Below are 20,877 nucleotides of genomic sequence, written 5' to 3'. Positions count from 1 at the left end.
CAACCTAACCTCTGCGCGTCCCCGTGCCTGGCATAGCCTCCTGACCATGACTTCCGATGTGTGGCTCCCGATTCACGCCGACGAGATCGAGGGCCTGCCCGAAGGCCTCAACTACCGTTTCTGGGACGGCGACCAGGAGTTTCCCGCGGATCCCGCCGACTGCGAGTTCTATGTCGTGCCCTATATGAAGCCGCCCGCCGTCTCGCAGCGGCCGATGGCCGACATGACATCGCTGCGGGTCGTGCAGACGCTCTCCGCCGGGGTCGACCACGTCCAGCCGAGCCTGCGGTCCCTGCGCCCGGGCGTGCAGCTGTGCAACGCCCGCGGCGTGCACGAGGCGAGCACCGGCGAGCTCGCCCTCGCCCTGATCCTCGCCTCGCTGCGGGGCATCCCCGACTTCGTACGGGCGCAGGACAAGGGGGAGTGGCGGTCCGGGTTCCATCAGGCGCTGGCCGACAAATCCGTACTGATCGTGGGATACGGGTCGATCGGGTCCGCAATCGAAGACCGGCTCGCGCCTTTTGAGCTCGCGCGGGTGGCGCGCGTCGCGCGCTCTGAGCGCACCACGGCGCGCGGTCCGGTGCATCCGCTCACGGAACTGCCCGCCCTGCTCCCCGAGGCCGACATCGTGGTGCTGTCCACGCCCCTCACCGACAGCACGCGTGGCCTGGTGAACGCCGACTTCCTGTCCCGGATGAAGGACGGCGCGCTCCTCGTGAACGTCGCGCGCGGGCAGGTCGTCGACACCTTGGCGCTCCTCGCCGAGCTGGAGCGTGGGCGGATCACCGCGGCCCTCGACGTCACCGATCCCGAACCGCTGCCCCAGGGACACCCCTTGTGGCAGGCGCCCGGCGTGCTCATCAGCCCCCACGTAGGCGGCCCCACCTCCGCGTTCCTGCCGCGCGCCAAGCGGCTTCTGGTCGCTCAGTTGAATCGTTTCGTGAACCGGGAGCCGCTGGGCAACGTGGTCCTTACGACGGGCGCGTAACCGAATTCGGGCACCCTCCGCAGTCCGCCGAATGCGGGCGGTGTCCGCATCTCCGCTGACCGTCACGGAGCGTAGAGAGGCTATGTCCCTGAGTGACGAGACTGGTGTATCGTCCCGACAGGGGCTGCGCCGCGCACCGTTCGGCGCCGGGGATGGACATTCGGACTGCGAGGGGGGCGACGGGCGATGCACGGCCTATGGACCAACGATCCGACGCGGCAGGGCCGCCGACGACCCTGGCGCGCTGCCACGCGCAGATGCGGCCACAGCGGTCATGGCGGTCATGGCGGTCATGGTGGTCATCATCACCGCAGGCAAAGCGGCCGCAGGACGCATGCGCACCCAGCGCACACGGACCAGCGGGACCCCGCGGCGCGGACCGGGTGGGCCCGGTGAGCTCGCCCCGGGCGCTGCTGACCCGTCGGCCGGTGCCCGGAGGCGGGACGGGAATGGTCTCGCAACTCGTGCTGGCCCTGGTGTGCGCGGCATACGCCGTCGGTTCCGCGCTCGGCTGGGGCTCCGCGACCCTCGCACTGATCATGGGCGACTTCGGGCTGAGCGCCGCTGCGGGCACCGCCGCGGTCTCCTGCTTCGTCTGTGCCCGCAGCCGCCGCAGTCGCTTTCGGCCCGCATGGCTGCTGTTCGCGCTCTCCTCCGCGATGGCCTCACTGGGCAATCTGGTCTGGGGGTGGTACGAGGTCGTGCTCCACCGCGAGGTCCCGAGCCCCAGTTACGCCGATCTCTTCTTCCTCTGTTTCGCTCCGCCCGCCATCGTAGGACTACTCGTGCTCGCCAAGAGGCCCGTGACCAAGGCCGGTTGGGTCTGTCTGGCGCTCGACGCCTGGCTGATCGGCGGTTCGTTGCTCACGCTGTCCTGGAGCCTGGCGCTTGCGCAGGCGGCGCAGTTCGGCGGGCCGAGCGTCGCGCACACCGCGCTCTCCCTGGCGTACCCCCTGCTGGACATCGCTCTGGTCAGCATGGTGCTGGCGCTGCACTTCCGGCGCTCGTCGCTGAACCGCTCCGCGGTGAACACGGCCATCGGCGCACTCGCCCTGACCGTGATGTGCGACGCCCTGTTCACCTCGCCGCTCATGCACAACAACTACCGCTCGGGGCAGCTCCTCGACGCGGGCTGGTTCGCCGGCTCGCTGCTCCTCGCGTACGCCCCCTGGGTCGGCCCCCGGATCGGACAGCCGGACGACGACGGGCACGCGCGCGTGGTGCACGAGCACATCCCGGGACAGCGGCACAGGGGCCGACCGGACGGGCACGTGCTCCCGCAGCCAGGCGGCCAGCACCGATATCCGGCCACCCGCCCGATCGCCGGATCGCTGGCCGCGCTCACGCCCTATCTGGCCGCGGCCGTCTGCACGCTGGGGATTCTCTACAACGTCCTCAACGGCCACCGTGTCGACCGCGTGGTGCTCATCACCGCGGGCCTGGTCGTGCTCGCCCTCGTCGTGCGACAGGGCATCATGCTGCTCGACAACATCACCCTCACCCAGGAGCTGGCCCAGAAGGAGAACCACTTCCGCTCCCTGGTGCAGGGCTCCAGCGACGTCATCATGATCGCCGCGCCCAACGGCATCCTGAGGTACGTCAGCCCGGCCGCCGCCGGAGTCTACGGCCGCAACGCCGAAGAACTCGTCGGCTCCGAGCTCGCCTCACTCATCCACCCCGAGGACCTCGGCTGCGTGGTGCACGAAGTGCGACGTTTCCTGGCCGCCAGCCACATCGAGGAGCCCACCACCCGCATCGAGTGCCGCTTCAAGTCCGGCGACGGCGGCTGGCTCAATGTGGAGTCCACCGTCAACCGGCACCACGGCGGCCTCATCTTCAACAGCCGCGACGTCACCGAGCGGGTGCGTCTGCAGGCGCAGCTGCAGCACAACGCGGAGCACGATCCGCTCACCGACCTGCCCAACCGCGCGCTGTTCACCCAGCGAGTCCAGCAGGCGCTCTCCGGCCGCCGCTCCTCCGACCGGGGCGCTGCACTCCGTGGCACGGCCGTTCTCTTCATCGACCTGGATGGCTTCAAGGCCGTCAACGACACGATCGGGCACCAGGCCGGCGACGAGCTCCTCGTCCAGGCCGCCCGCAGACTCCAGGACTCGGTGCGCCAGGGCGACACCGCCGCCCGCCTGGGCGGCGACGAGTTCGCGGCGCTCATCGTCGGTGACGGCAGCCGCGACCGCACCGCGCGCGAGCAGCAGATCCTGGAGCTCGCCGACCGCCTGCGGATCAGGCTCTCGCAGCCGTATGCCATCGACGGCAATGACGTCCGGGTCGCCGCGTCCATCGGCGTCGGCTTCGCCGAGCCGGGCCTGGGCGCGGGAGAGCTGCTGCGCAACGCCGACCTCGCCATGTACCGCGCCAAGGCGGCCGGCAAGGGCCGCGTCGAGCTGTACGCGCCCCAGATGCAGCAGGACGTCGTACGCAAGGCGGAGCTGGCGACGAGGCTGCGCTCCGCCCTCCGGGACGGCGAGTTCGCGCTGCTGCACCAGCCCGTGGTCTGCCTCGAGAATGGCCGGATCACGACGGTCACCGCCCAGGCGCGCTGGCGCTCCTCCCAGGGCGTGCTCTTCACGCCCGCCGAGTTTCTGCGCGTCGCCGAGGACAGCGACAAGACCGCCGAGCTGAGCCGCTGGATGCTGGAGGAGGCCGTCGAGCAGGCCGCCGAGCGCGCCGCCGCGGGCGTCGCGGTGCCCGTCGCCGTCCGACTGAGCGCCCGGCGCCTGCTGGACCGCTCGATGCCTCTCGGCTCCGTTGAGGCCCTGCTGACCCGCTACGGCCTGCCCTCCGGTGCCCTGATCGTCGAGCTGTCCGACACCGATCCCCGGGTCTCCCCGGACGAGCTGGAGCGTCGGCTGAACGCGCTCAGGCGCCTCGGTGTCCGTATCGCCCTCGAAGGCTTCGGCAGCGGCTGTGCCGCCATCACGGCACTCAGAAGGCTCCCTATCGACATGCTGAAGCTCGACCGAAGTCTCGTCGAGGGCGTCGTCGAGTCCGCCCGGCTGCACAAGATCACCAGCGGGCTGCTGCGCATCGCCGCCGACCTGGGGCTCCAGTCCGTGGCCGAGGGCGTGGACCTTCCGGAGCAGGTCGTCGCGCTGCGCGCGATGGGCTGCACGCATGGGCAGGGCATGGCGTTCTCCGGGCCGCTCGACGAGTACCGGCTGCGCAGAGCGCTGTCTTCCGGCCACTATCCGGTGCCGCACGGGCCGGTCGAGCCTGCGTTCGCGGGCGGTGGCGCAGGGGTGTATACGAGTGGTGTGCCCGCTGTTTACGGGAGCGGAACCGCCCTCCGCTCACATAATGAGACGCCCGTCCCACCCACTTGACAGTCGGTGCGTGCCGGAGGGAGGGTCAATGCCATGCGCACCCGAATTCTCGTACTTGGAAAGCGCGTCGGCTGAAGCTGGTGGCCACCGGACGGACCCGGAACCCCCAGCGACCGCACCCGGCGCGCTCCCCTCGCTTGCCTCACGGCACGAGGGGTTTTTTGTTGCACAGGCACCAGTCGAACACCGTACAAACCTCGCAAAAACCCTCAGCATCGAGAAGAGAATGCCGATGACCGAGCAGGCCACCGGGGCCCACCATCCGCAGCCGCGGCCCCGTTCCGGAGGACAGCAGTCCGCCCCCGAGTACGTCACGGGAGCGAAGTCCCTCATCCGTTCTCTCGAGGAGGTCGGGGCCGAGACGGTATTCGGCATTCCCGGCGGTGCGATCCTTCCGGCTTACGACCCGTTGATGGACTCGACGCGTGTGCGGCACGTGCTGGTGCGGCACGAGCAGGGCGCGGGTCACGCGGCGACCGGTTACGCACAGGCCACCGGCAAGGTCGGCGTCTGCATGGCGACCAGCGGCCCCGGCGCCACCAACCTGGTGACGCCGATCGCGGACGCACACATGGACTCGGTGCCGCTCGTGGCGATCACCGGGCAGGTCGCGTCCAAGGCGATCGGCACGGACGCCTTCCAGGAGGCGGACATCGTCGGCATCACGATGCCGGTCACCAAGCACAACTTCCTGGTCACCAAGGCCGAGGACATCCCGAAGACGATCGCGGAGGCCTTCCACATCGCCTCCACCGGCCGTCCCGGCCCCGTCCTCGTCGACATCGCCAAGGACGCCCTCCAGGCGCAGACCGTCTTTCAGTGGCCGCCCGCCACCGACCTGCCCGGCTACCGCCCGGTGACCAAGCCGCACGCCAAGCAGATCCGCGAGGCCGCCAAGCTGATCACCGCCGCCAAGCGGCCCGTCCTGTACGTCGGTGGCGGCGTCCTCAAGGCGCAGGCCACCGCCGAGCTGAAGGTCCTCGCAGAACTCACCGGAGCGCCCGTCACCACCACACTGATGGCGCTCGGCGCATTCCCCGACAGCCACCAGCTGCACGTGGGAATGCCGGGCATGCACGGTGCGGTCACCGCCGTCACCGCGCTGCAGAAGGCCGACCTGATCGTCGCCCTCGGAGCCCGCTTCGACGACCGCGTCACCGGCAAGCTGGACAGCTTCGCCCCGTACGCCAAGATCGTCCACGCCGACATCGACCCGGCCGAGATCGGCAAGAACCGCGCCGCGGACGTGCCGATCGTCGGGGACGCCCGCGAGGTCATCGCCGACCTGGTCCAAGCCGTGCAGAAGGAGCACAGCGAGGGTCACGTCGGCGACTACACCGCCTGGTGGAACGACCTGAACCGCTGGCGCGACGGCTACCCGCTGGGCTACGACCAGCCGACCGACGGCTCGCTCTCGCCGCAGCAGGTCATCGAGCGCATCGGCCAGCTCGCGCCGGAGGGCACGATCTTCGCCGCGGGCGTCGGCCAGCACCAGATGTGGGCCGCGCACTTCATCCAGTACGAGAAGCCCGCGACCTGGCTGAACTCCGGCGGCGCCGGAACGATGGGTTACGCGGTCCCGGCCGCGATGGGTGCCAAGGCGGGGCAGCCGGACCGCACGGTCTGGGCGGTCGACGGCGACGGCTGCTTCCAGATGACCAACCAGGAGCTCACCACCTGCGCCCTGAACAACATCCCGATCAAGGTCGCCATCATCAACAACGGCGCCCTCGGGATGGTCCGCCAATGGCAGACCCTCTTCTACAACCAGCGCTACTCCAACACCGTGCTGCACAGCGGCCCGGACGCCGACGGCAAGCAGCCGAGCGCGGGCACCCGCGTCCCGGACTTCGTGAAGCTGTCGGAGGCCATGGGCTGCTACGCGATCCGCTGCGAGTCCCCGGACCAGCTGGACAAGGTCATCGAAGAGGCGAACTCCATCAATGACCGCCCCGTCGTGGTCGACTTCATCGTCCACGAGGACGCGATGGTGTGGCCGATGGTCGCCGCCGGCACCTCGAACGACGAGATCATGGCCGCCCGGGACGTCCGCCCCGACTTCGGCGACAACGAAGACGACTGAGAGAGAGCCGAGTCAGAACCATGAGCAGCAAGCACACCCTCTCCGTCCTCGTCGAGAACAAGCCCGGTGTTCTCGCCCGGATCACCGCCCTGTTCTCCCGGCGCGGCTTCAACATCGACTCTCTTGCCGTCGGTGTCACCGAGCACCCCGAGATCTCCCGCATCACCATCGTGGTGAACGTGATCGAGGCTCTGCCGCTCGAACAGGTCACCAAGCAGCTCAACAAGCTCGTCAACGTCCTGAAGATCGTCGAGCTGGAACCCGGCTCGGCCGTTCAGCGGGAACTCGTTCTGGTGAAGGTGCGCGCCGACAACGAGACGCGCTCCCAGATCGTCGAGATCGTCCAGCTGTTCCGCGCCAAGACCGTGGACGTCTCCCCGGAGGCCGTCACCATCGAGGCCACCGGCGGCGCCGACAAGCTGGAGGCCATGCTCAAGATGCTGGAGCCGTTCGGCATCAAGGAGCTCGTCCAGTCCGGCACGATCGCGATCGGACGCGGGGCGCGTTCGATCACGGACCGGTCGCTGCGCGCGCTGGACCGATCCGCGTAAGGCTGTAAACGGTCGTACCTGAGTCCGTGAACGGTCTCTCTGAGTCCGTGAACGGCATTGAGTACGGGCGGTCGGTGATCGTCGGCCGCCCGTATGCCGAGACCCGAAAACTTCCCTCCCCCCGCCCGCCGTACGGTGGGACGCAACACCGCACACCAAGGAGAACCCCAGTGGCCGAGCTGTTCTACGACGACGACGCCGACCTGTCCATCATCCAGGGCCGCAAGGTCGCGGTCATCGGTTACGGCAGCCAGGGCCACGCCCACGCGCTGTCGCTCCGTGACTCGGGTGTCGACGTCCGGGTCGGTCTGCATGAGGGCTCCAAGTCCAAGGCGAAGGCCGAGGAGCAGGGCCTGCGCGTGGTGACCCCGTCGGAGGCCGCCGCCGAGGCCGACGTCATCATGATCCTGGTCCCGGACCCGATCCAGGCCCAGGTCTACGAGGAGTCCATCAAGGACAACCTGAAGGACGGCGACGCGCTGTTCTTCGGTCACGGCCTGAACATCCGCTTCGGCTTCATCAAGCCCCCGGCCGGCATCGACGTCTGCATGGTCGCCCCCAAGGGCCCGGGCCACCTCGTGCGCCGCCAGTACGAGGAGGGTCGCGGTGTTCCCTGCATCGCGGCCGTCGAGCAGGACGCGACCGGCAGCGCCTTCCCGCTCGCCCTGTCGTACGCGAAGGGCATCGGCGGCACCCGCGCCGGTGTCATCAAGACGACCTTCACCGAGGAGACCGAGACCGACCTGTTCGGTGAGCAGGCCGTCCTGTGTGGTGGTACGGCCGCGCTGGTCAAGGCGGGCTTCGAGACGCTGACCGAGGCCGGTTACCAGCCGGAGATCGCGTACTTCGAGTGCCTGCACGAGCTGAAGCTCATCGTCGACCTCATGTACGAGGGCGGCCTGGAGAAGATGCGCTGGTCCGTCTCCGAGACCGCCGAGTGGGGCGACTACGTCACCGGCCCGCGGATCATCACGGACGCCACCAAGGCCGAGATGAAGAAGGTCCTCGCCGAGATCCAGGACGGCACGTTCGCCCAGCAGTGGATGGACGAGTACCACGGCGGTCTGAAGAAGTACAACGAGTACAAGCAGCAGGACGCCGAGTCCCTCCTGGAGACCACCGGCAAGGAGCTCCGCAAGCTCATGTCGTGGGTCAACGACGACGAGGCGTAAGCCGTACGGCCAAGGGGCCGGAGCATCCCGCTCCGGCCCCTTCGGTCAACCCTGGGTAACACCCGTGACCGCGACGTTGTCCACCCCGGCCAGCCACGGACGGGTGATCCTTCCGCAGCGGCGTAAGACGTTCCCCGCGACGCCACTAGACTGCTGCACAACATACGCGTCAGGCCCACAGCGTCGTGCGTCTTCCACGCGGCTAGCAACCCTCCACCGCATGCGGCCGTCGGGACGGCCGTCCGCATTGGACTTGTGAGGACTCACGTGAGCTCGAAACCTGTCGTACTCATCGCTGAAGAGCTGTCGCCCGCGACCGTCGACGCCCTGGGCCCGGACTTCGAGATCCGGCAGTGCAACGGCGCGGACCGCGCCGAGCTGCTGCCCGCGATCGCGGACGTCGACGCGATCCTGATCCGTTCGGCCACCAAGGTCGACGCGGAGGCCGTTGCCGCCGCGAAGAAGCTGAAGGTCGTCGCACGAGCCGGCGTCGGCCTGGACAACGTCGACGTCGCCGCCGCCACCAAGGCCGGCGTGATGGTCGTCAACGCCCCGACCTCGAACATCGTGACCGCGGCCGAGCTGGCCTGTGGTCTGCTGCTGGCCACCGCGCGCCACATCCCGCAGGCCAACACCGCGCTCAAGAACGGCGAGTGGAAGCGCTCGAAGTACACGGGCGTCGAGCTGGCCGAGAAGACCCTCGGTGTCGTCGGCCTCGGCCGCATCGGCGCCCTGGTCGCGCAGCGCATGTCGGCGTTCGGCATGAAGGTCGTCGCCTACGACCCCTACGTCCAGCCTGCCCGGGCCGCGCAGATGGGCGTCAAGGTGCTGTCCCTCGACGAGCTGCTCGAGGTTTCCGACTTCATCACCGTGCACCTGCCCAAGACGCCCGAGACCCTCGGTCTCATCGGCGACGAGGCGCTGCACAAGGTGAAGCCGTCGGTGCGGATCGTCAACGCCGCGCGCGGCGGGATCGTCGACGAGGAGGCGCTGTACTCGGCGCTCAAGGAGGGCCGCGTCGCGGGTGCCGGCCTGGACGTGTACGCGAAGGAGCCCTGCACGGACTCCCCGCTCTTCGAGCTCGACGAGGTCGTCTGCACTCCGCACCTCGGCGCCTCCACCGACGAGGCACAGGAGAAGGCGGGCATCTCCGTCGCCCGCTCGGTGCGCCTCGCGCTCGCCGGTGAGCTGGTCCCGGACGCGGTGAACGTCCAGGGCGGCGTCATCGCCGAGGACGTCAAGCCGGGCCTGCCGCTCGCCGAGCGCCTCGGCCGCATCTTCACCGCCCTCGCCGGCGAGGTCGCCGTCCGCCTCGACGTCGAGGTGTACGGCGAGATCACCCAGCACGACGTGAAGGTGCTCGAGCTGTCCGCGTTGAAGGGTGTGTTCGAGGACGTCGTCGACGAGACGGTGTCCTACGTCAACGCCCCGCTGTTCGCCCAGGAGCGTGGCGTCGAGGTCCGCCTGACGACGAGCTCGGAGTCCCCCGACCACCGCAATGTCGTCACCGTGCGCGGCACGCTCAGCGACGGCGAGGAGGTCTCGGTCTCCGGCACGCTGGCCGGCCCCAAGCACCTGCAGAAGATCGTCGCCGTCGGCGAGTACGACGTGGACCTCGCGCTCGCCGACCACATGGTCGTGCTGCGCTACGAGGACCGTCCCGGCGTGGTCGGCACCGTCGGCCGCATCTTCGGCGAAGCGGGCATCAACATCGCCGGCATGCAGGTCGCCCGCGCGGCGGCGGGTGGCGAGGCCCTCGCGGTCCTCACCGTCGACGACACGGTCCCGCAGGGCGTCCTCACCGAGGTGTCCGAGGAGATCGGCGCAACCTCGGCGCGCTCGGTGAACCTCGTCTGACGTTCACTGTCCGACGTTCTCGGCTGAGGGCCGGGTCACCTTCGGGTGGTCCGGCCCTCAGCCGTGGGGCGACGCGCTCGTCTCCGGCTCGATCAGCCCCTCGCGATAGGCGATGGCCACGGCTTCCGTGCGGCCGGCCGCGCTCAGCTTGGCGAGGATGTTGGACACGTGGACACTCGCCGTCTTGCCGCTGATGAACAGCTCTTCGCCGATCTGCCGGTTGGTGCGGCCCCGGGCCAGCAGCCGCAGGACGTCGCTCTCGCGGGCGGTCAGGGCCGCGATGCGGTCCGAGGCGGAGGGTGAGTCGGCGAGACGGCCGCGGCGGACGACGGCGTCCACCGCCTCGCGCAGCGGTACGGCACCCAGCCGGTCGGCTGTGTCGCGAGCCGCGCGGGCCTGCTCGGCGGCCTCCTCGCGGCGGCCCGCCACCAACAGGGCCTCGGCGAGCCGCCGTCGGCAGCGCGCCAGTTCGTACGGATCGCCATAGTCGAACGCGGCGACGGCCTTTTCCCACGCGGCGACACACGCGGTGGCGTCCGGCCCGGAGTGGGCGCGCAGCCACTCCGCCTCGGCGCGGGCCAACCAGGCCAGGCTTTCCGGTCCCGGCCGGGCACCGGCCTCGCCCGATGCGGCGGTGTTCCGGGCCAGCCGCACCAGCTCGGTGGCGGTGTCCGCCCAGCGGCCGGCCCCCGGCTCGTCGCCGGTCAGGCGGAGTTCCACGGCGGCGTCCGCGACCGCCGACAGCGCGAGTGCGGCGAGCCGCACCCCGATGTCCGGCCGCTCGGTACCCGCGCCCTCTTTGAGCGCCGCGAGGATCGTGTGCACGAAACCGACGGCGGCATCGGGGTCACCGCGCAGCGCCGCGGCGTCGGTCAGCACGATGCCCGCGACCAGCGTGGCCATCCAGTCGAACGGCCCGTCGAGCAGGGCGCGGGCACGCTCGGCGGCCGTCCGCTCGCCGCGGGCCAGGGCGACGTACAGCGCGGGACCGGTCGCGAACCCGCCCGCCGACGGCAGCCGCTCGGCGTCCTCGGCGGCCGCCCGCGCGCACTCGTCCCAGCGGCCCAGGGTGTAGAGGACCAGCGACTGGATGTAGCGAAGCTCCAGGGCGTACGGCGAGGAGAACAGCCCGGAGCGGTTAGCGCGCTCCAGGCCCTCGGAGAGCCAGGTGAGGCACTCGTCCAGGTCGCCGGATTCGTAGCAGCCGATGGCGAGGCTGAACAGCGCGCGCATTTCGACGGAGAAGTTGCCCGCGCGCCGGGCCAGGTCGCGGGCCTGTAGCAGCCGCTCCCGGCCCTGGGGCGTACGCCGGTTGTGGCTTGCCAGACCGACGAGGGAAATTATCAAGTCGGCCTGGGCGTCGGGAAGTTCAAGCTCCTCGGCGGTGCGCAGCGCCCGTCGGGCGACGCGCTGGGCGTCTTCGTCGTGGCCCATGAACCGTGCGGCCATGACATGCGTGGCCGCGGCCCATACCCAGGTGTGCGACGGGGGCTCGGCCGGGATCATGGCCAGCGCCTCGCTGCTGTAGGTGTAGGCGGCCTCCAGATTGTCGACGCGCATCAGATTGCCCGCGAGGGTGTAGCGGACGCGGGCGGCGAGCTCGGAGTCGGCGCCCGAGCCGGCCCTGGCGAGCGCGGAGCGGCTGAGAGAGACCGCCCGGTGGCTCTCGCCGGCGTGCGCGGCGGCAGCGGAGGCGCGCAGGGTGAGCGTCACCGGGTCGCCGTCCTGGGGGTGGGCGGCGGGTTCGACCGTGGGCCACAGCTCGAGCGCGGTCTCCAGATGGCGCAGCTCTTCGGCGGGCGCGCCGACCCGCTGGGCGTGGTCGGCCGCTTCGAGGGAGGCCGCGAGCGCGTCCGGCAGGTCGTGGCTCTCGCGTGAGTGGTGGGCGCGCTCGGCCGCGCTCTTGGCCGGGTGGCCGTGCGCCGCGAGGAGTTTGGCGAACGCGCGGTGCAGCCGGACCCTCTCTCCGGGCAGCAGATCGGCGTAGACGGCTTCGCGGGTCAGGGCGTGCCGGAAGGAATACGTGGCGTCCGCGCCGGGGACCAGCAACTGCCGTCCGACGGCCTCGCGCAGCGCCGACTCCAGCTCGTCCTGAGGCAGTTGTACGGCGTCCCGCAGCAGGTCGTGCTCGACGCGGCGCCCGGCGACCGCGGCCGTGCGCAGCACCTGCTGGGCGGTGTCGGACAACTGCTCGATCCGGATGAGGAGTACGTCGGCCAGACCGGTCGGCAGCGCGGGCGCCGCCGCCTCGATTTCACCGGGCAGGGCGGCGAGCAGCTCCTCCGCGTAGAAGGCGTTGCCCTCGGCGCGGTCGACGATGCGGCGGACGGTGGTGTCGGAGAGGGCGGTGGAGAGGGCGTTGGCCCGCAAGGCGCGCACCAGGCGGGCGACTTCGGCGTCCGCCATGGGGCGCAACTCGAGTCGGTCCACCGAGGGCAGCCGGACCAGCTCGGCCAGCAACGGGCGCAGGGGGTGGCGGCGGTGCAGGTCGTCCGCGCGGTACGAGGCGAAGATCGCCAGGCGGTGCGCGGGGGCACCGCCGGCGGGACTTTGCAGGACGCCACGGCTGAGGAGGAAGCGCAGGAGGTCGCGGGAGGACTGGTCCGCCCAGTGGAGGTCTTCGAGGACCAGGAGGAGCGGGGTGATGGCGGCGACGTCGGTCAGCAGGCCCGCCACGCCCTCGAAGAGCCGCAGGCGACTGCCCGTGTCCGCCGTGCCGTCGGTGCCGGTGCCGAGCAGTCGGTCGACCGCCGGGTGCGCCGCGAGCGCGGCCGCGAACCGCTCGTCCGCGGCGAGCGCGCCGAGGATCTCCGTGAACGGCAGGTAGGGCAGGCCCACATCGCCGAGGTCCACGCAGTGGCCCGCGACCACCGTCATGCCGGTGCGGGTGGCGTGGGCCGCGGCCTCCGACAGGACGCGGGTCTTGCCGACCCCGGCGTCTCCTGAGATCACCACGGCGCGGGGGGCGCCCTCGCGGGCGCGGTTCAGCACGCCGGTGAGCCGGGCGAGTTCGTCGTCCCGGCCGATGAACGGCGTACCGAAGGTCTGTGACACGGAACCATCCTGGCACGCGGCAGTGACAGCGCGCCGTTGCGTTGTGCGTCCCGCGGGATGGTCGCCCCCGCCCCGAGCTCAGGACCCACCTCCGGCCTCACGCCCCGCAGGGACCCGCGTCGCCGAAGCCAGCACCGCCGCCCCCAGCAACAGCACCGCCCCCGCGATCGCCGCCGCGTGCATCCCGCTGGTGAAGGCCTCACGGGCGGCCCGCACCAGCGCCGCGCCCGCGTCGCCCGGCAGTTGGTGAGCCACCGCAAGCGCACCCCCCAGGGTCTCGTGGGCCGCGGCCGGGGCACCGGACGGAATCTCGTGGCGGTAGACCGCGGTGCCGATGGAGCCGAGGACCGCCATACCGAGGGCGCCGCCGAACTCCGCGCCGGTCTCCAACAGCGAGGAGGCGGCGCCCGCGTTGCCCACGGGGACGGCGCTCAGCGCCAGATCCATCATCAGGGACATCACGGTGACGATTCCGGCGGCCAGGACACCGGCACCGGCGAGCGACAGCCACAGCGAGTCCGTGCCGGTGAGGGTGAGCAGACCGTAGCCGCAGGCGGCGAGGACGAAACCGCCGGAGACGACGTGGGCGCGGTGCACGCCCTTCTGCACCAACTGCGCGGCGACCGGCGCGGCGACGCCGACCAGGACCGTTGGGAGCAGCGCCCACAGTGCGGCCTCCATGGAGCTCTTGCCGAGCACCGACTGCAGGTACTGGGTGGTGAAGTACGCCGAACCCATCATCCCGAACGAGGAGATGAGGTTGAGCACGACGGCGGGCGCGAAGCCGCGGCCCTGGAACAACCGGGGGGAGATCAAGGGTGATTCGGCGGTGCGCTGGCGGTGGACGAAGAGGGCGGTGAAGACGAGGCCGACGACGACCGAGGCGACGTACTCGAACTTCCAGCCCTCGGACGGGATCTCCTTCACGCCGTAGATGAGGGGCAGCACGGCGGCCATGGACAGCGGCACGCTCAGCAGGTCGAAACGGCCCGGCTCCGGGTTCTTGGACTCGGGGAGCAGGATCGGGCCGAGGACCAGCAGCAGCACCATCGCGGGCAGGTTGACCAGGAAGACCGAGCCCCACCAGTAGTACTCGACCAGGACACCGCTCATCACCGAACCGAGCGCGATGCCACCGGTCATGACGCCCGACCAGATGCCGATCGCCTTCGCGCGCTGCCCGGGGTCCGTGAACATCGTGCGGATGATCGCCATCGTCGAAGGCATCAGAGTCGCGCCGCCGACACCGAGGAGCGCGCGGGCCGCGATCAGGGTCTCGGCGCTGTTGGCGTACGCGGCGACGAGGGACGCCGCGCCGAAGGCGGCGGCGCCGGACAGGAGGAGCTTGCGGCGGCCGATGCGGTCGCCGAGCGAGCCCATCGTCATCAGCAGGCCGGCGAGCACGAACGCGTAGATGTCGAAGATCCACAGCTGCTGGGTGCCGCTCGGCTCCAGGTCCGCGCTGATCGAGGGGATCGCGAAGTAGAGGACCGAGACGTCCATCGAGACCAGGAGCAGCGGAAGCATCAGGACGCCGAGGGCGGTCCATTCGCGGCGGCCGGCGAGGGCGCCGGGTGCGGGAGCGGTGCTCGGCGTGTTCGTCGAGTTCGTCATGACGGGGACTGTACGCACGTATTAAACGAGCGTACAGAACGATTGTGTAAAACGCTCGTCTGTGACGTTCGTCTAGGACGGTTGTCTGTCCCGGAGGTACGCTGGCCCGCATGGGACACCGTGAGGATCTGCTCGAAGGCGCCAAGCGCTGCCTGCTGGAGAAGGGGTTCGTGCGCACGACCGCGCGCGACATCGTGAAGGAGTCCGGGACGAACCTGGCGTCCATCGGCTACCACTACGGATCGAAGGACGCGCTGCTGACGCAGGCCTTCGTGGAGCTGATGCAGGAGTGGGGGGAGAAGTTCGGCTCCCATGCGGCGTACGAGGACACGCCCGGCGGTTCCGTGGAGCGGTTCCACGGCGTGTGGACGCGGATGCTGGAGTCCTTCGAGGACTTCCGGCCCGTGTGGGCGGCCAGCATGGAGGTCGCCACGCAGGGGGACCGGGTGCCCGAACTGCGGGAGCTGATGGCGAAGGCGCAGACCGAGGGGCGGTCCGGGCTCGTCGCGATGCTCACGGGCCTGGATGAGGAGACGCTCGACGAGCGGACCGTCCAGTCGCTCGGCGGCTTCTATCAGGCGTTGCTGAACGGTCTGATGGTGCAGTGGCTCTTCGACCCGGCGAGCGCGTCCACGGCGGACGACCTCACGGAGGGGCTGCGACGGGTGATCGACGCGGCCGCGAAGACGAAGACGCATGCGGCGACGAAGGCGAAGGCGAAGGCGAAGGCGACGACGAAGACGAAGCCGAAGGGCTGAGGCGTCGTCACGCGGGTAAGAGTCGGCCGTCCCGCATCTCGATCGCACGGTCGGCGAAGTGCCGTACCACTACCCGGTGGTGACAGATGAACAGACAGGCGAGCGCCCCAGGTCCTCCTGGAGGTCGGCCGACAGGTTCAGGGCGCCGGCCCGAAAGGACGGGGCGAGCGCCGAGCCCGGTTCGTCGAGGGCCAGGTGGCCGTCAGGCCGTCCCGCGCTTCGCTCCAGCGAGTCAGCCGGGTCCGACAGGGCCTGACGATCCGACTCCTGCTGCTTCACCGCGCAAGAAACGTAATGCCTATAGCCCCAGGGAAGATCCTTCTGGGCCGGTGGTACCGCCGTACGCGGCGGGCCGTGCTTCGCGAAGGGTTTGTCCGTCCAGAGCGGACGAGGGAGGGAAAGAGGAGTACCCACTCCTTTCCACTCTTAACTTATAGCGCACTGGGGGGCTTGCGGCAAGGCCCGGGTCGTACCGCAGAATCGCCGACCGAAGCCAGAATCTGCGGGAGTGGGAGTCACGACATGCGTGTGTTGTTGTCGACGTACGGGTCGCGCGGGGATGTCCAACCGATGGCGGGACTCGCGGTGCAGTTGCGGGCACTCGGCGCGGAGGTGCGGGTGTGCGCGCCGGCGGACGAGGAGTTCGCGAAGCTGCTGGCCGGTGTCGGTGTGGAGCTGGTGCCGGCCGCCGAGCCGGTGCGCACGCTGGTGACCGGGACGGCTCCGAAGACGCCGGAGGGCCTGCCCCAGCGTGCTGCCGCGCTGGTCGTCGCGCAGTACGAGGCGGTCGCCGCCGCGGCCGAGGGATGTGACGCGGTGGTGGCGACCGGCCTGGTCCCGGCGGTGGCCGGGGCGCAGTCGGTGGCCGAGGAACTGGGCATCCCCTTCGTGTACGTGGCCTACTTCCCGACCATGCTGCCGTCGCCGCACCACGCGCCGCACGCGCTGCCGGGCCGGCCGTTCCCGCCGGACATGACTGACAACCGGGCGCGGTGGGACTGGAACGCCGAGAGCTTCAACGTGCTGTACGGCCCGGGGCTCAACGCTCATCGGGTGTCGATCGGCCGGCCACCGGTGGACGACGTCCGCAGCCATGTCTACACCGACCGGCCGTGGCTGGCGGCGGACCCGATCCTGGGGCCGTGGCCGGAGCCGGCGGATCTCGACGTCGTACAGACCGGCGCGTGGCTCCTGCCGGACGAACGCCCGCTGTCGGCCGAGTTGGAGGCGTTCCTGGAGGCCGACGCACCGCCGGTGTACGTGGGCTTCGGCAGCATGCCCATGCGCGACTCGAAGGATGTCGCCCAGGTGGCCATCGAGGCGGTGCGCGCGCAGGGCCGTCGCGCAGTCGTCGGGCGCGGCTGGGCCGATCTGGGCCTGATCGACGACCGGGGCGACTGCTTCGCCGTCGGCGAGGTCAACCAGCAGGCGTTGTTCGGCCGGGTGGCCGCCGTCGTGCACCACGGCGGCGCGGGCACGACGACGACGGCCGCCCGGGCCGGCGCGCCTCAGGTGGTGGTACCTCAGATCGTGGACCAGCCGTACTGGGCCGGCCGGGTGGCCGAGTTGGGTATCGGCGCGGCACATGACGGTCCGACTCCGACCTTCGAGTCCCTGTCGGCCGCGCTCAAAACGGCCCTGACCCCCGAGACCCGCGCACGCGCGAGGGCCGTGGCCGGCACGGTCCGCACCGACGGGGCGGCGGTGGCCGCGAAGCTGCTGCTCGACGCCGTCGGCCGGAAAAGGCCGCACCTGCCCGCGTGAACCACGCGGGATCGTCGAGCCAGGACCCAGAACACCGAGAACCTGCAAACGCCGGTCCAGGCGCCTTGCCGCGCGCAATGGCCGCGAGCGACCTCAGATCGGAGCCAATGACGTGAACCCCCTGACCACCAGGGCGTTTGACCTTCCCGACCACCTTTCCCCCAAGGCCGATCCGACGCTGATCGCCGGCGACGAGCAGCACTTCGCGGCCCTCGCGGAGTGCCTCGAGCAGTCGATCGCCGAGGTGTCCGACCGACTTGATGCCGAGCGCAGGGCGCCCGGCGGCATGGGCCGGCAGGCGATGGACCGGGACATGGAGGTCCACCGGCTGACCGCTCGCCTGCGCGCACTGCGTCGCTTCGGTCTGGACCTGTGCCTCGGACACATGGTCAGCGCGGACAACCCAGAGCCCGTGTACGTCGGACGACTTGGCCTGACGGACAGCACGGGTCGTCGGCTGCTGCTCGACTGGCGCTCCCCCGCGGCCGAGCCCTTCTTCGGAGCCACCCACGCCAACCCGATGGGTCTGGCAAGCCGCCGCAGGTATCGCTGGACCCGCGGCCGGATCAGCGACTACTGGGACGAGGTGTTCACCTCGGACGGGTTCGCCGGGCACGCCGCGCTCGACGACCAGTCCGCCTTCATCGCCAGCCTGGGCAGCAACCGGTCGCCCCGGATGCGAGACGTTCTCGGCACCATCCAGGCCGACCAGGACGCCATCATCCGCGCGGGATCCCGAGGCGCTCTCGTCGTCGACGGCGGTCCGGGTACGGGCAAGACCGTCGTCGCTCTGCACCGCTCCGCCTACCTCCTCTACTCCGACCCTCGCCTCGGTCACCGCCGGGGCGGCGTGCTGTTCGTCGGTCCGCACCGGCCCTACCTGGCCTACGTCGCCGACGTCCTCCCCAGCCTCGGAGAGGAGGGCGTGCAGACCTGCACCCTGCGGGACCTCGTCGCCGAGGGAGCCGCGGCAGCGATCGAGACCGACCCGGACGTGGCCCTCCTGAAGTCGTCCGCGAACCTGGTGAAGGCGATCGAACCGGCCGTCAGGTTCTACGAGGAGCCGCCCACCAAGGGGATGACGGTCACGACCCACTGGTCCGACATCTGGCTGAGCGCCGACGACTGGGCCGTGGCGTTCGAAGCGGCACCCGGAGTTCCGCACAACGAGGCGCGCGACCAGATCTGGGCGGAGCTGCTCACCATCCTGGTCGACAAGCACGACGGCGACGTCTCGCCCGACCTGCTCCGGAGGTCGCTGTCGCAGGACAGGGAGCTGCTCACGGCCTTCAACCGCGCGTGGCCGCTGCTCGAAGCGGCCGACCTCGTCGGAGACCTGTGGTCGGTACCCGCCTACCTGCGGATGTGCGCTCCCTGGCTCAGCCCCGACGACGTACGGAAGCTGCAGCGCGCGGACGCCCAGGCCTGGACGGTGTCCGACCTGCCGCTCCTGGACGCGGCACGGCAGCGGCTCGGCGACCCGGAGGCGGCGCGGCGCAAGCGTCGGCACGAGGCCATCCTCGCCGCCCAGCGCGAGCGCACGGCGCAAGTCGTCGACAACTTGATCGAGGCCGCAGCCGACTCCGGCGCCGACGGTGACGACGGCGAAGGCCTGGTGACGATGCTGCGCGGCGAGGACGCCCAGGTCAGTCTGGTCGACGAATCCGAACTGCCCACCGTCGAACCGGACCTGCTCGCCGGCCCGTTCGCGCACATCGTCGTGGACGAGGCTCAGGAACTGACCGACGCGGAGTGGCAGATGTTGCTGCTCCGGTGCCCGTCCCGGAGCTTCACCATCGTCGGGGATCGCGCCCAGGCCCGGCACGGGTTCACGGAGTCGTGGCAGGAACGGCTCGAGCGGGTCGGGCTCGACCGGATCAACCTGGCCTCCCTGAGCATCAACTACCGGACGCCGGGAGAAATCATGGCGGAAGCCGAGCCGGTCATCCGGGCCGTGCTCCCGGACGCCAACGTGCCGACCTCCATCCGCAGCACCGACGTCCCCGTCGTCCACGGATCCGCTTCGGATCTGAGCTCGATCCTCGACACCTGGCTCGCCGCACATGCCGACGGGATCGCCTGTGTCATCGGCGCTGGAGACATCGAAGACGGCACGTTCCGGACGACGTTCCGCGTCCGGTCGCTGACCCCGGAGCTGTCGAAGGGGCTCGAGTTCGACCTGGTCGTCCTCATCGACCCGGAGGCGTTCGGCGAGGGCATCGAAGGAGCGGTCGACCGCTATGTCGCGATGACCCGGGCGACCCAGCAACTCGTCATCCTCACGAGCTCCTGACGTCGGCCGGACGAACGCCCCTCCCGGCCGAGTCGGTGGCGTTCGTGCTGACAACCGCCTCCATTCCTCTTTACCAACCGCCTTCATTGCCAACGGAGTTGCGGCCCCTGGAGCGGGCTACAGCCGCGCCCCCTTCAACGCCATGTGCAGCAGCAGTCGATCCTCGCCGTCGTCCAGGTCGAGGCCTGTCAGCTGCTCGACGCGGGACAGGCGGTAGTAGAGGGTCTGCCGGTGGATGCCCAACTCGGCCGCCGCGCGTCCCGCTTGGCCCGCGCAGTCGAGGAACACCTCGGCCGTGCGGGCGAGTTCGTGGTGGGCGGGGGAGAGGAGGGCGCGGACGGCGGGGTCGTGGGCGGCCTCCGGGGGGAGGGCGGTGAGGAGGCGGTACGGGCCGATCGACGACCACGGGGCGACCGGGCCGAGGCGGGGCTCGGCCAGGACCGCGCGGGCGGCGGCGGACGCCTCCTGCCATGCGGCACCCAGTTCGCCGAGCCCCACCCGGGCCTCGGCGACCCCGGCGGCCGTCTTCCCCCTTCGCGAACCCTCCTCGGCCCGTACCCCCGGGCGCCCGCCCCCGCCACCGCGCTCTCCCTCAGCCTCCCGCACGAACCGCAGAGCAGCTGTCAGCGCCGGAGTCGGCACCTCCGTCGAACGCAGCCGCACGAGGAGGGCCAGGCTCTGGCCGGTAGCCCCCCACGGCACCGTGCACAGGGCGGTGGCGCCCGGCACCGTACGGACGGACGGGGCCTCGTCGGGGTCGGCCGAGGGCCAGGGGGCGACGCACACCAGTGCGTGCAGGCCGTCCCCACGCGGACCGAGAGCCGTACGCAGTTCGGCGACCGCCATGTCGCGCTGCCAGCCGCGCTCCGCGATGAGGACGGCGCGCAGCTCACGGGTGAGGTCCGCGCCGGCCTGGGCCTCGTCGGCGAGCAGGGCGCCGATGCGGGAGGTGACCTCCATGGCGGCGGACAGCTGAGCCTCGGAAGGGCCGGGATCGTCGTCGAGGAGCCAGATGTAGCCGAGGACGACACCCCGATGGCGTACGGGGAGACAGATCCGTCCCCGGTACACCCCCGCCTCCGGGGTCGGCGGGATGCGGACCGGGCCCATGGCGCGGGTGATGCCGAAGCCCTCGAACCAGGTGCGGACCGCCGTGGTGGAGCGGCGCGTGAGGATCGAGCGGGTGCGCACGGGGTCGAGGGCGGACGGGTCGAGCTCGCCCTCGCTGTCGTACGCGCCGAAGGCGATCAGCTCGAAGTCGCGGCTCTCCAGCGTCGCGGGCATACCGAGGAGCGCCGAGATCTCGTCGACCAGCTCTTGGTAGCCACCCCTGTACTCGCCTCTGTATTCGCCCGTCACTCGGGCATTCTCCCGCATTTCCGCCCTGCCTTCATACAAATGT

The 20,877-nt window shown here is 70.6% G+C and carries 11 protein-coding genes and 1 pseudogene; 9 read left to right on the top strand and 3 right to left on the bottom strand.

What is annotated here, in order from left to right; all coding sequences use genetic code 11:
* The first annotated feature begins 46 nt into the window (after positions 1–46).
* From ACX28W_RS26080 to serA, 6 genes are all read left to right on the top strand, one after another.
* Positions 47–988 carry a 2-hydroxyacid dehydrogenase gene (locus ACX28W_RS26080; protein WP_459001837.1) on the top strand — a complete coding sequence of 314 codons (942 nt, stop codon included), beginning with the start codon at positions 47–49 and terminating at the stop codon, positions 986–988.
* 449 nt (positions 989–1,437) lie between these two features.
* Positions 1,438–4,329 carry a putative bifunctional diguanylate cyclase/phosphodiesterase gene (locus tag ACX28W_RS26075; RefSeq protein WP_459001873.1) on the top strand — a complete coding sequence of 964 codons (2,892 nt, stop codon included), beginning with the start codon at positions 1,438–1,440 and terminating at the stop codon, positions 4,327–4,329.
* 226 nt (positions 4,330–4,555) lie between these two features.
* A complete protein-coding gene (locus ACX28W_RS26070) occupies positions 4,556–6,412 on the top strand; it encodes an acetolactate synthase large subunit (protein WP_459001836.1) in 1,857 nt (618 codons plus the stop codon).
* 20 nt (positions 6,413–6,432) lie between these two features.
* Positions 6,433–6,963 carry an acetolactate synthase small subunit gene (gene ilvN / locus ACX28W_RS26065; RefSeq protein ID WP_362087090.1) on the top strand — a complete coding sequence of 177 codons (531 nt, stop codon included), beginning with the start codon at positions 6,433–6,435 and terminating at the stop codon, positions 6,961–6,963.
* Between the two features lie 170 nt (positions 6,964–7,133).
* On the top strand, positions 7,134–8,135 hold the full coding sequence (gene ilvC, locus ACX28W_RS26060) for a ketol-acid reductoisomerase (protein WP_459001834.1): 1,002 nt from the start codon (positions 7,134–7,136) through the stop codon (positions 8,133–8,135).
* Positions 8,136–8,402: 267 nt separating this feature from the next.
* Entirely contained in the window at positions 8,403–9,992 is a 1,590-nt protein-coding gene (gene serA, locus ACX28W_RS26055; protein WP_459001833.1) for a phosphoglycerate dehydrogenase, read from the top strand.
* 57 nt (positions 9,993–10,049) lie between these two features.
* On the opposite strand, the pseudogene ACX28W_RS26050 reads toward serA, so the two are convergent.
* Positions 10,050–13,046 (bottom strand): annotated as a pseudogene (locus tag ACX28W_RS26050) (ATP-binding protein); the annotation flags it as partial.
* A 78-nt stretch (positions 13,047–13,124) separates the two neighbouring features.
* Positions 13,125–14,660, bottom strand: coding sequence for an MFS transporter (locus tag ACX28W_RS26045; RefSeq protein WP_459001831.1), 1,536 nt, complete (start codon positions 14,658–14,660; stop codon positions 13,125–13,127).
* A 110-nt stretch (positions 14,661–14,770) separates the two neighbouring features.
* Between ACX28W_RS26045 and ACX28W_RS26040 the strand changes: the two genes are divergently transcribed.
* The 3 genes from ACX28W_RS26040 to helR all read left to right on the top strand — a co-directional run bounded on the left by ACX28W_RS26040 (position 14,771) and on the right by helR (position 19,475).
* The gene (locus tag ACX28W_RS26040; protein ID WP_459001829.1) at positions 14,771–15,418 is read left to right on the top strand and encodes a TetR/AcrR family transcriptional regulator; all 648 of its coding nucleotides are present in this window, start codon (positions 14,771–14,773) and stop codon (positions 15,416–15,418) included.
* A 522-nt stretch (positions 15,419–15,940) separates the two neighbouring features.
* A complete protein-coding gene (locus tag ACX28W_RS26035) occupies positions 15,941–17,182 on the top strand; it encodes a glycosyltransferase (protein ID WP_459001827.1) in 1,242 nt (413 codons plus the stop codon).
* Between the two features lie 112 nt (positions 17,183–17,294).
* Complete coding sequence (gene helR / locus ACX28W_RS26030; RefSeq protein ID WP_459001826.1) at positions 17,295–19,475, top strand: RNA polymerase recycling motor ATPase HelR; 2,181 nt, start codon at positions 17,295–17,297, stop codon at positions 19,473–19,475.
* Between the two features lie 117 nt (positions 19,476–19,592).
* Here helR and ACX28W_RS26025 read toward each other — a convergent pair whose 3' ends face one another.
* Positions 19,593–20,852 (bottom strand): PucR family transcriptional regulator, encoded by a 1,260-nt coding sequence (locus tag ACX28W_RS26025; RefSeq protein WP_459001824.1) that lies wholly within the window; start codon positions 20,850–20,852, stop codon positions 19,593–19,595.
* Positions 20,853–20,877 lie beyond the last annotated feature (25 nt).

It is taken from the genome of Streptomyces sp. SD15, from assembly GCF_054462255.1.
This window is presented reverse-complemented; position numbering and strand designations above follow the sequence as displayed.

Excerpts from the sequence above, each read along its gene's own strand:
- ACX28W_RS26080 (WP_459001837.1), top strand. The coding sequence starts at position 47 with ATGACTTCCGATGTGTGGCTCCCGATTCACGCCGACGAGATCGAGGGC.
- ACX28W_RS26075 (WP_459001873.1), top strand. The coding sequence starts at position 1,438 with ATGGTCTCGCAACTCGTGCTGGCCCTGGTGTGCGCGGCATACGCCGTC.
- ACX28W_RS26070 (WP_459001836.1), top strand. The coding sequence starts at position 4,556 with ATGCCGATGACCGAGCAGGCCACCGGGGCCCACCATCCGCAGCCGCGG.
- ilvN (WP_362087090.1), top strand. The coding sequence starts at position 6,433 with ATGAGCAGCAAGCACACCCTCTCCGTCCTCGTCGAGAACAAGCCCGGT.
- ACX28W_RS26045 (WP_459001831.1), bottom strand. The coding sequence starts at position 14,660 with ATGACGAACTCGACGAACACGCCGAGCACCGCTCCCGCACCCGGCGCC.
- ACX28W_RS26040 (WP_459001829.1), top strand. The coding sequence starts at position 14,771 with ATGGGACACCGTGAGGATCTGCTCGAAGGCGCCAAGCGCTGCCTGCTG.
- ACX28W_RS26035 (WP_459001827.1), top strand. The coding sequence starts at position 15,941 with ATGCGTGTGTTGTTGTCGACGTACGGGTCGCGCGGGGATGTCCAACCG.
- ACX28W_RS26025 (WP_459001824.1), bottom strand. The coding sequence starts at position 20,852 with ATGCGGGAGAATGCCCGAGTGACGGGCGAATACAGAGGCGAGTACAGG.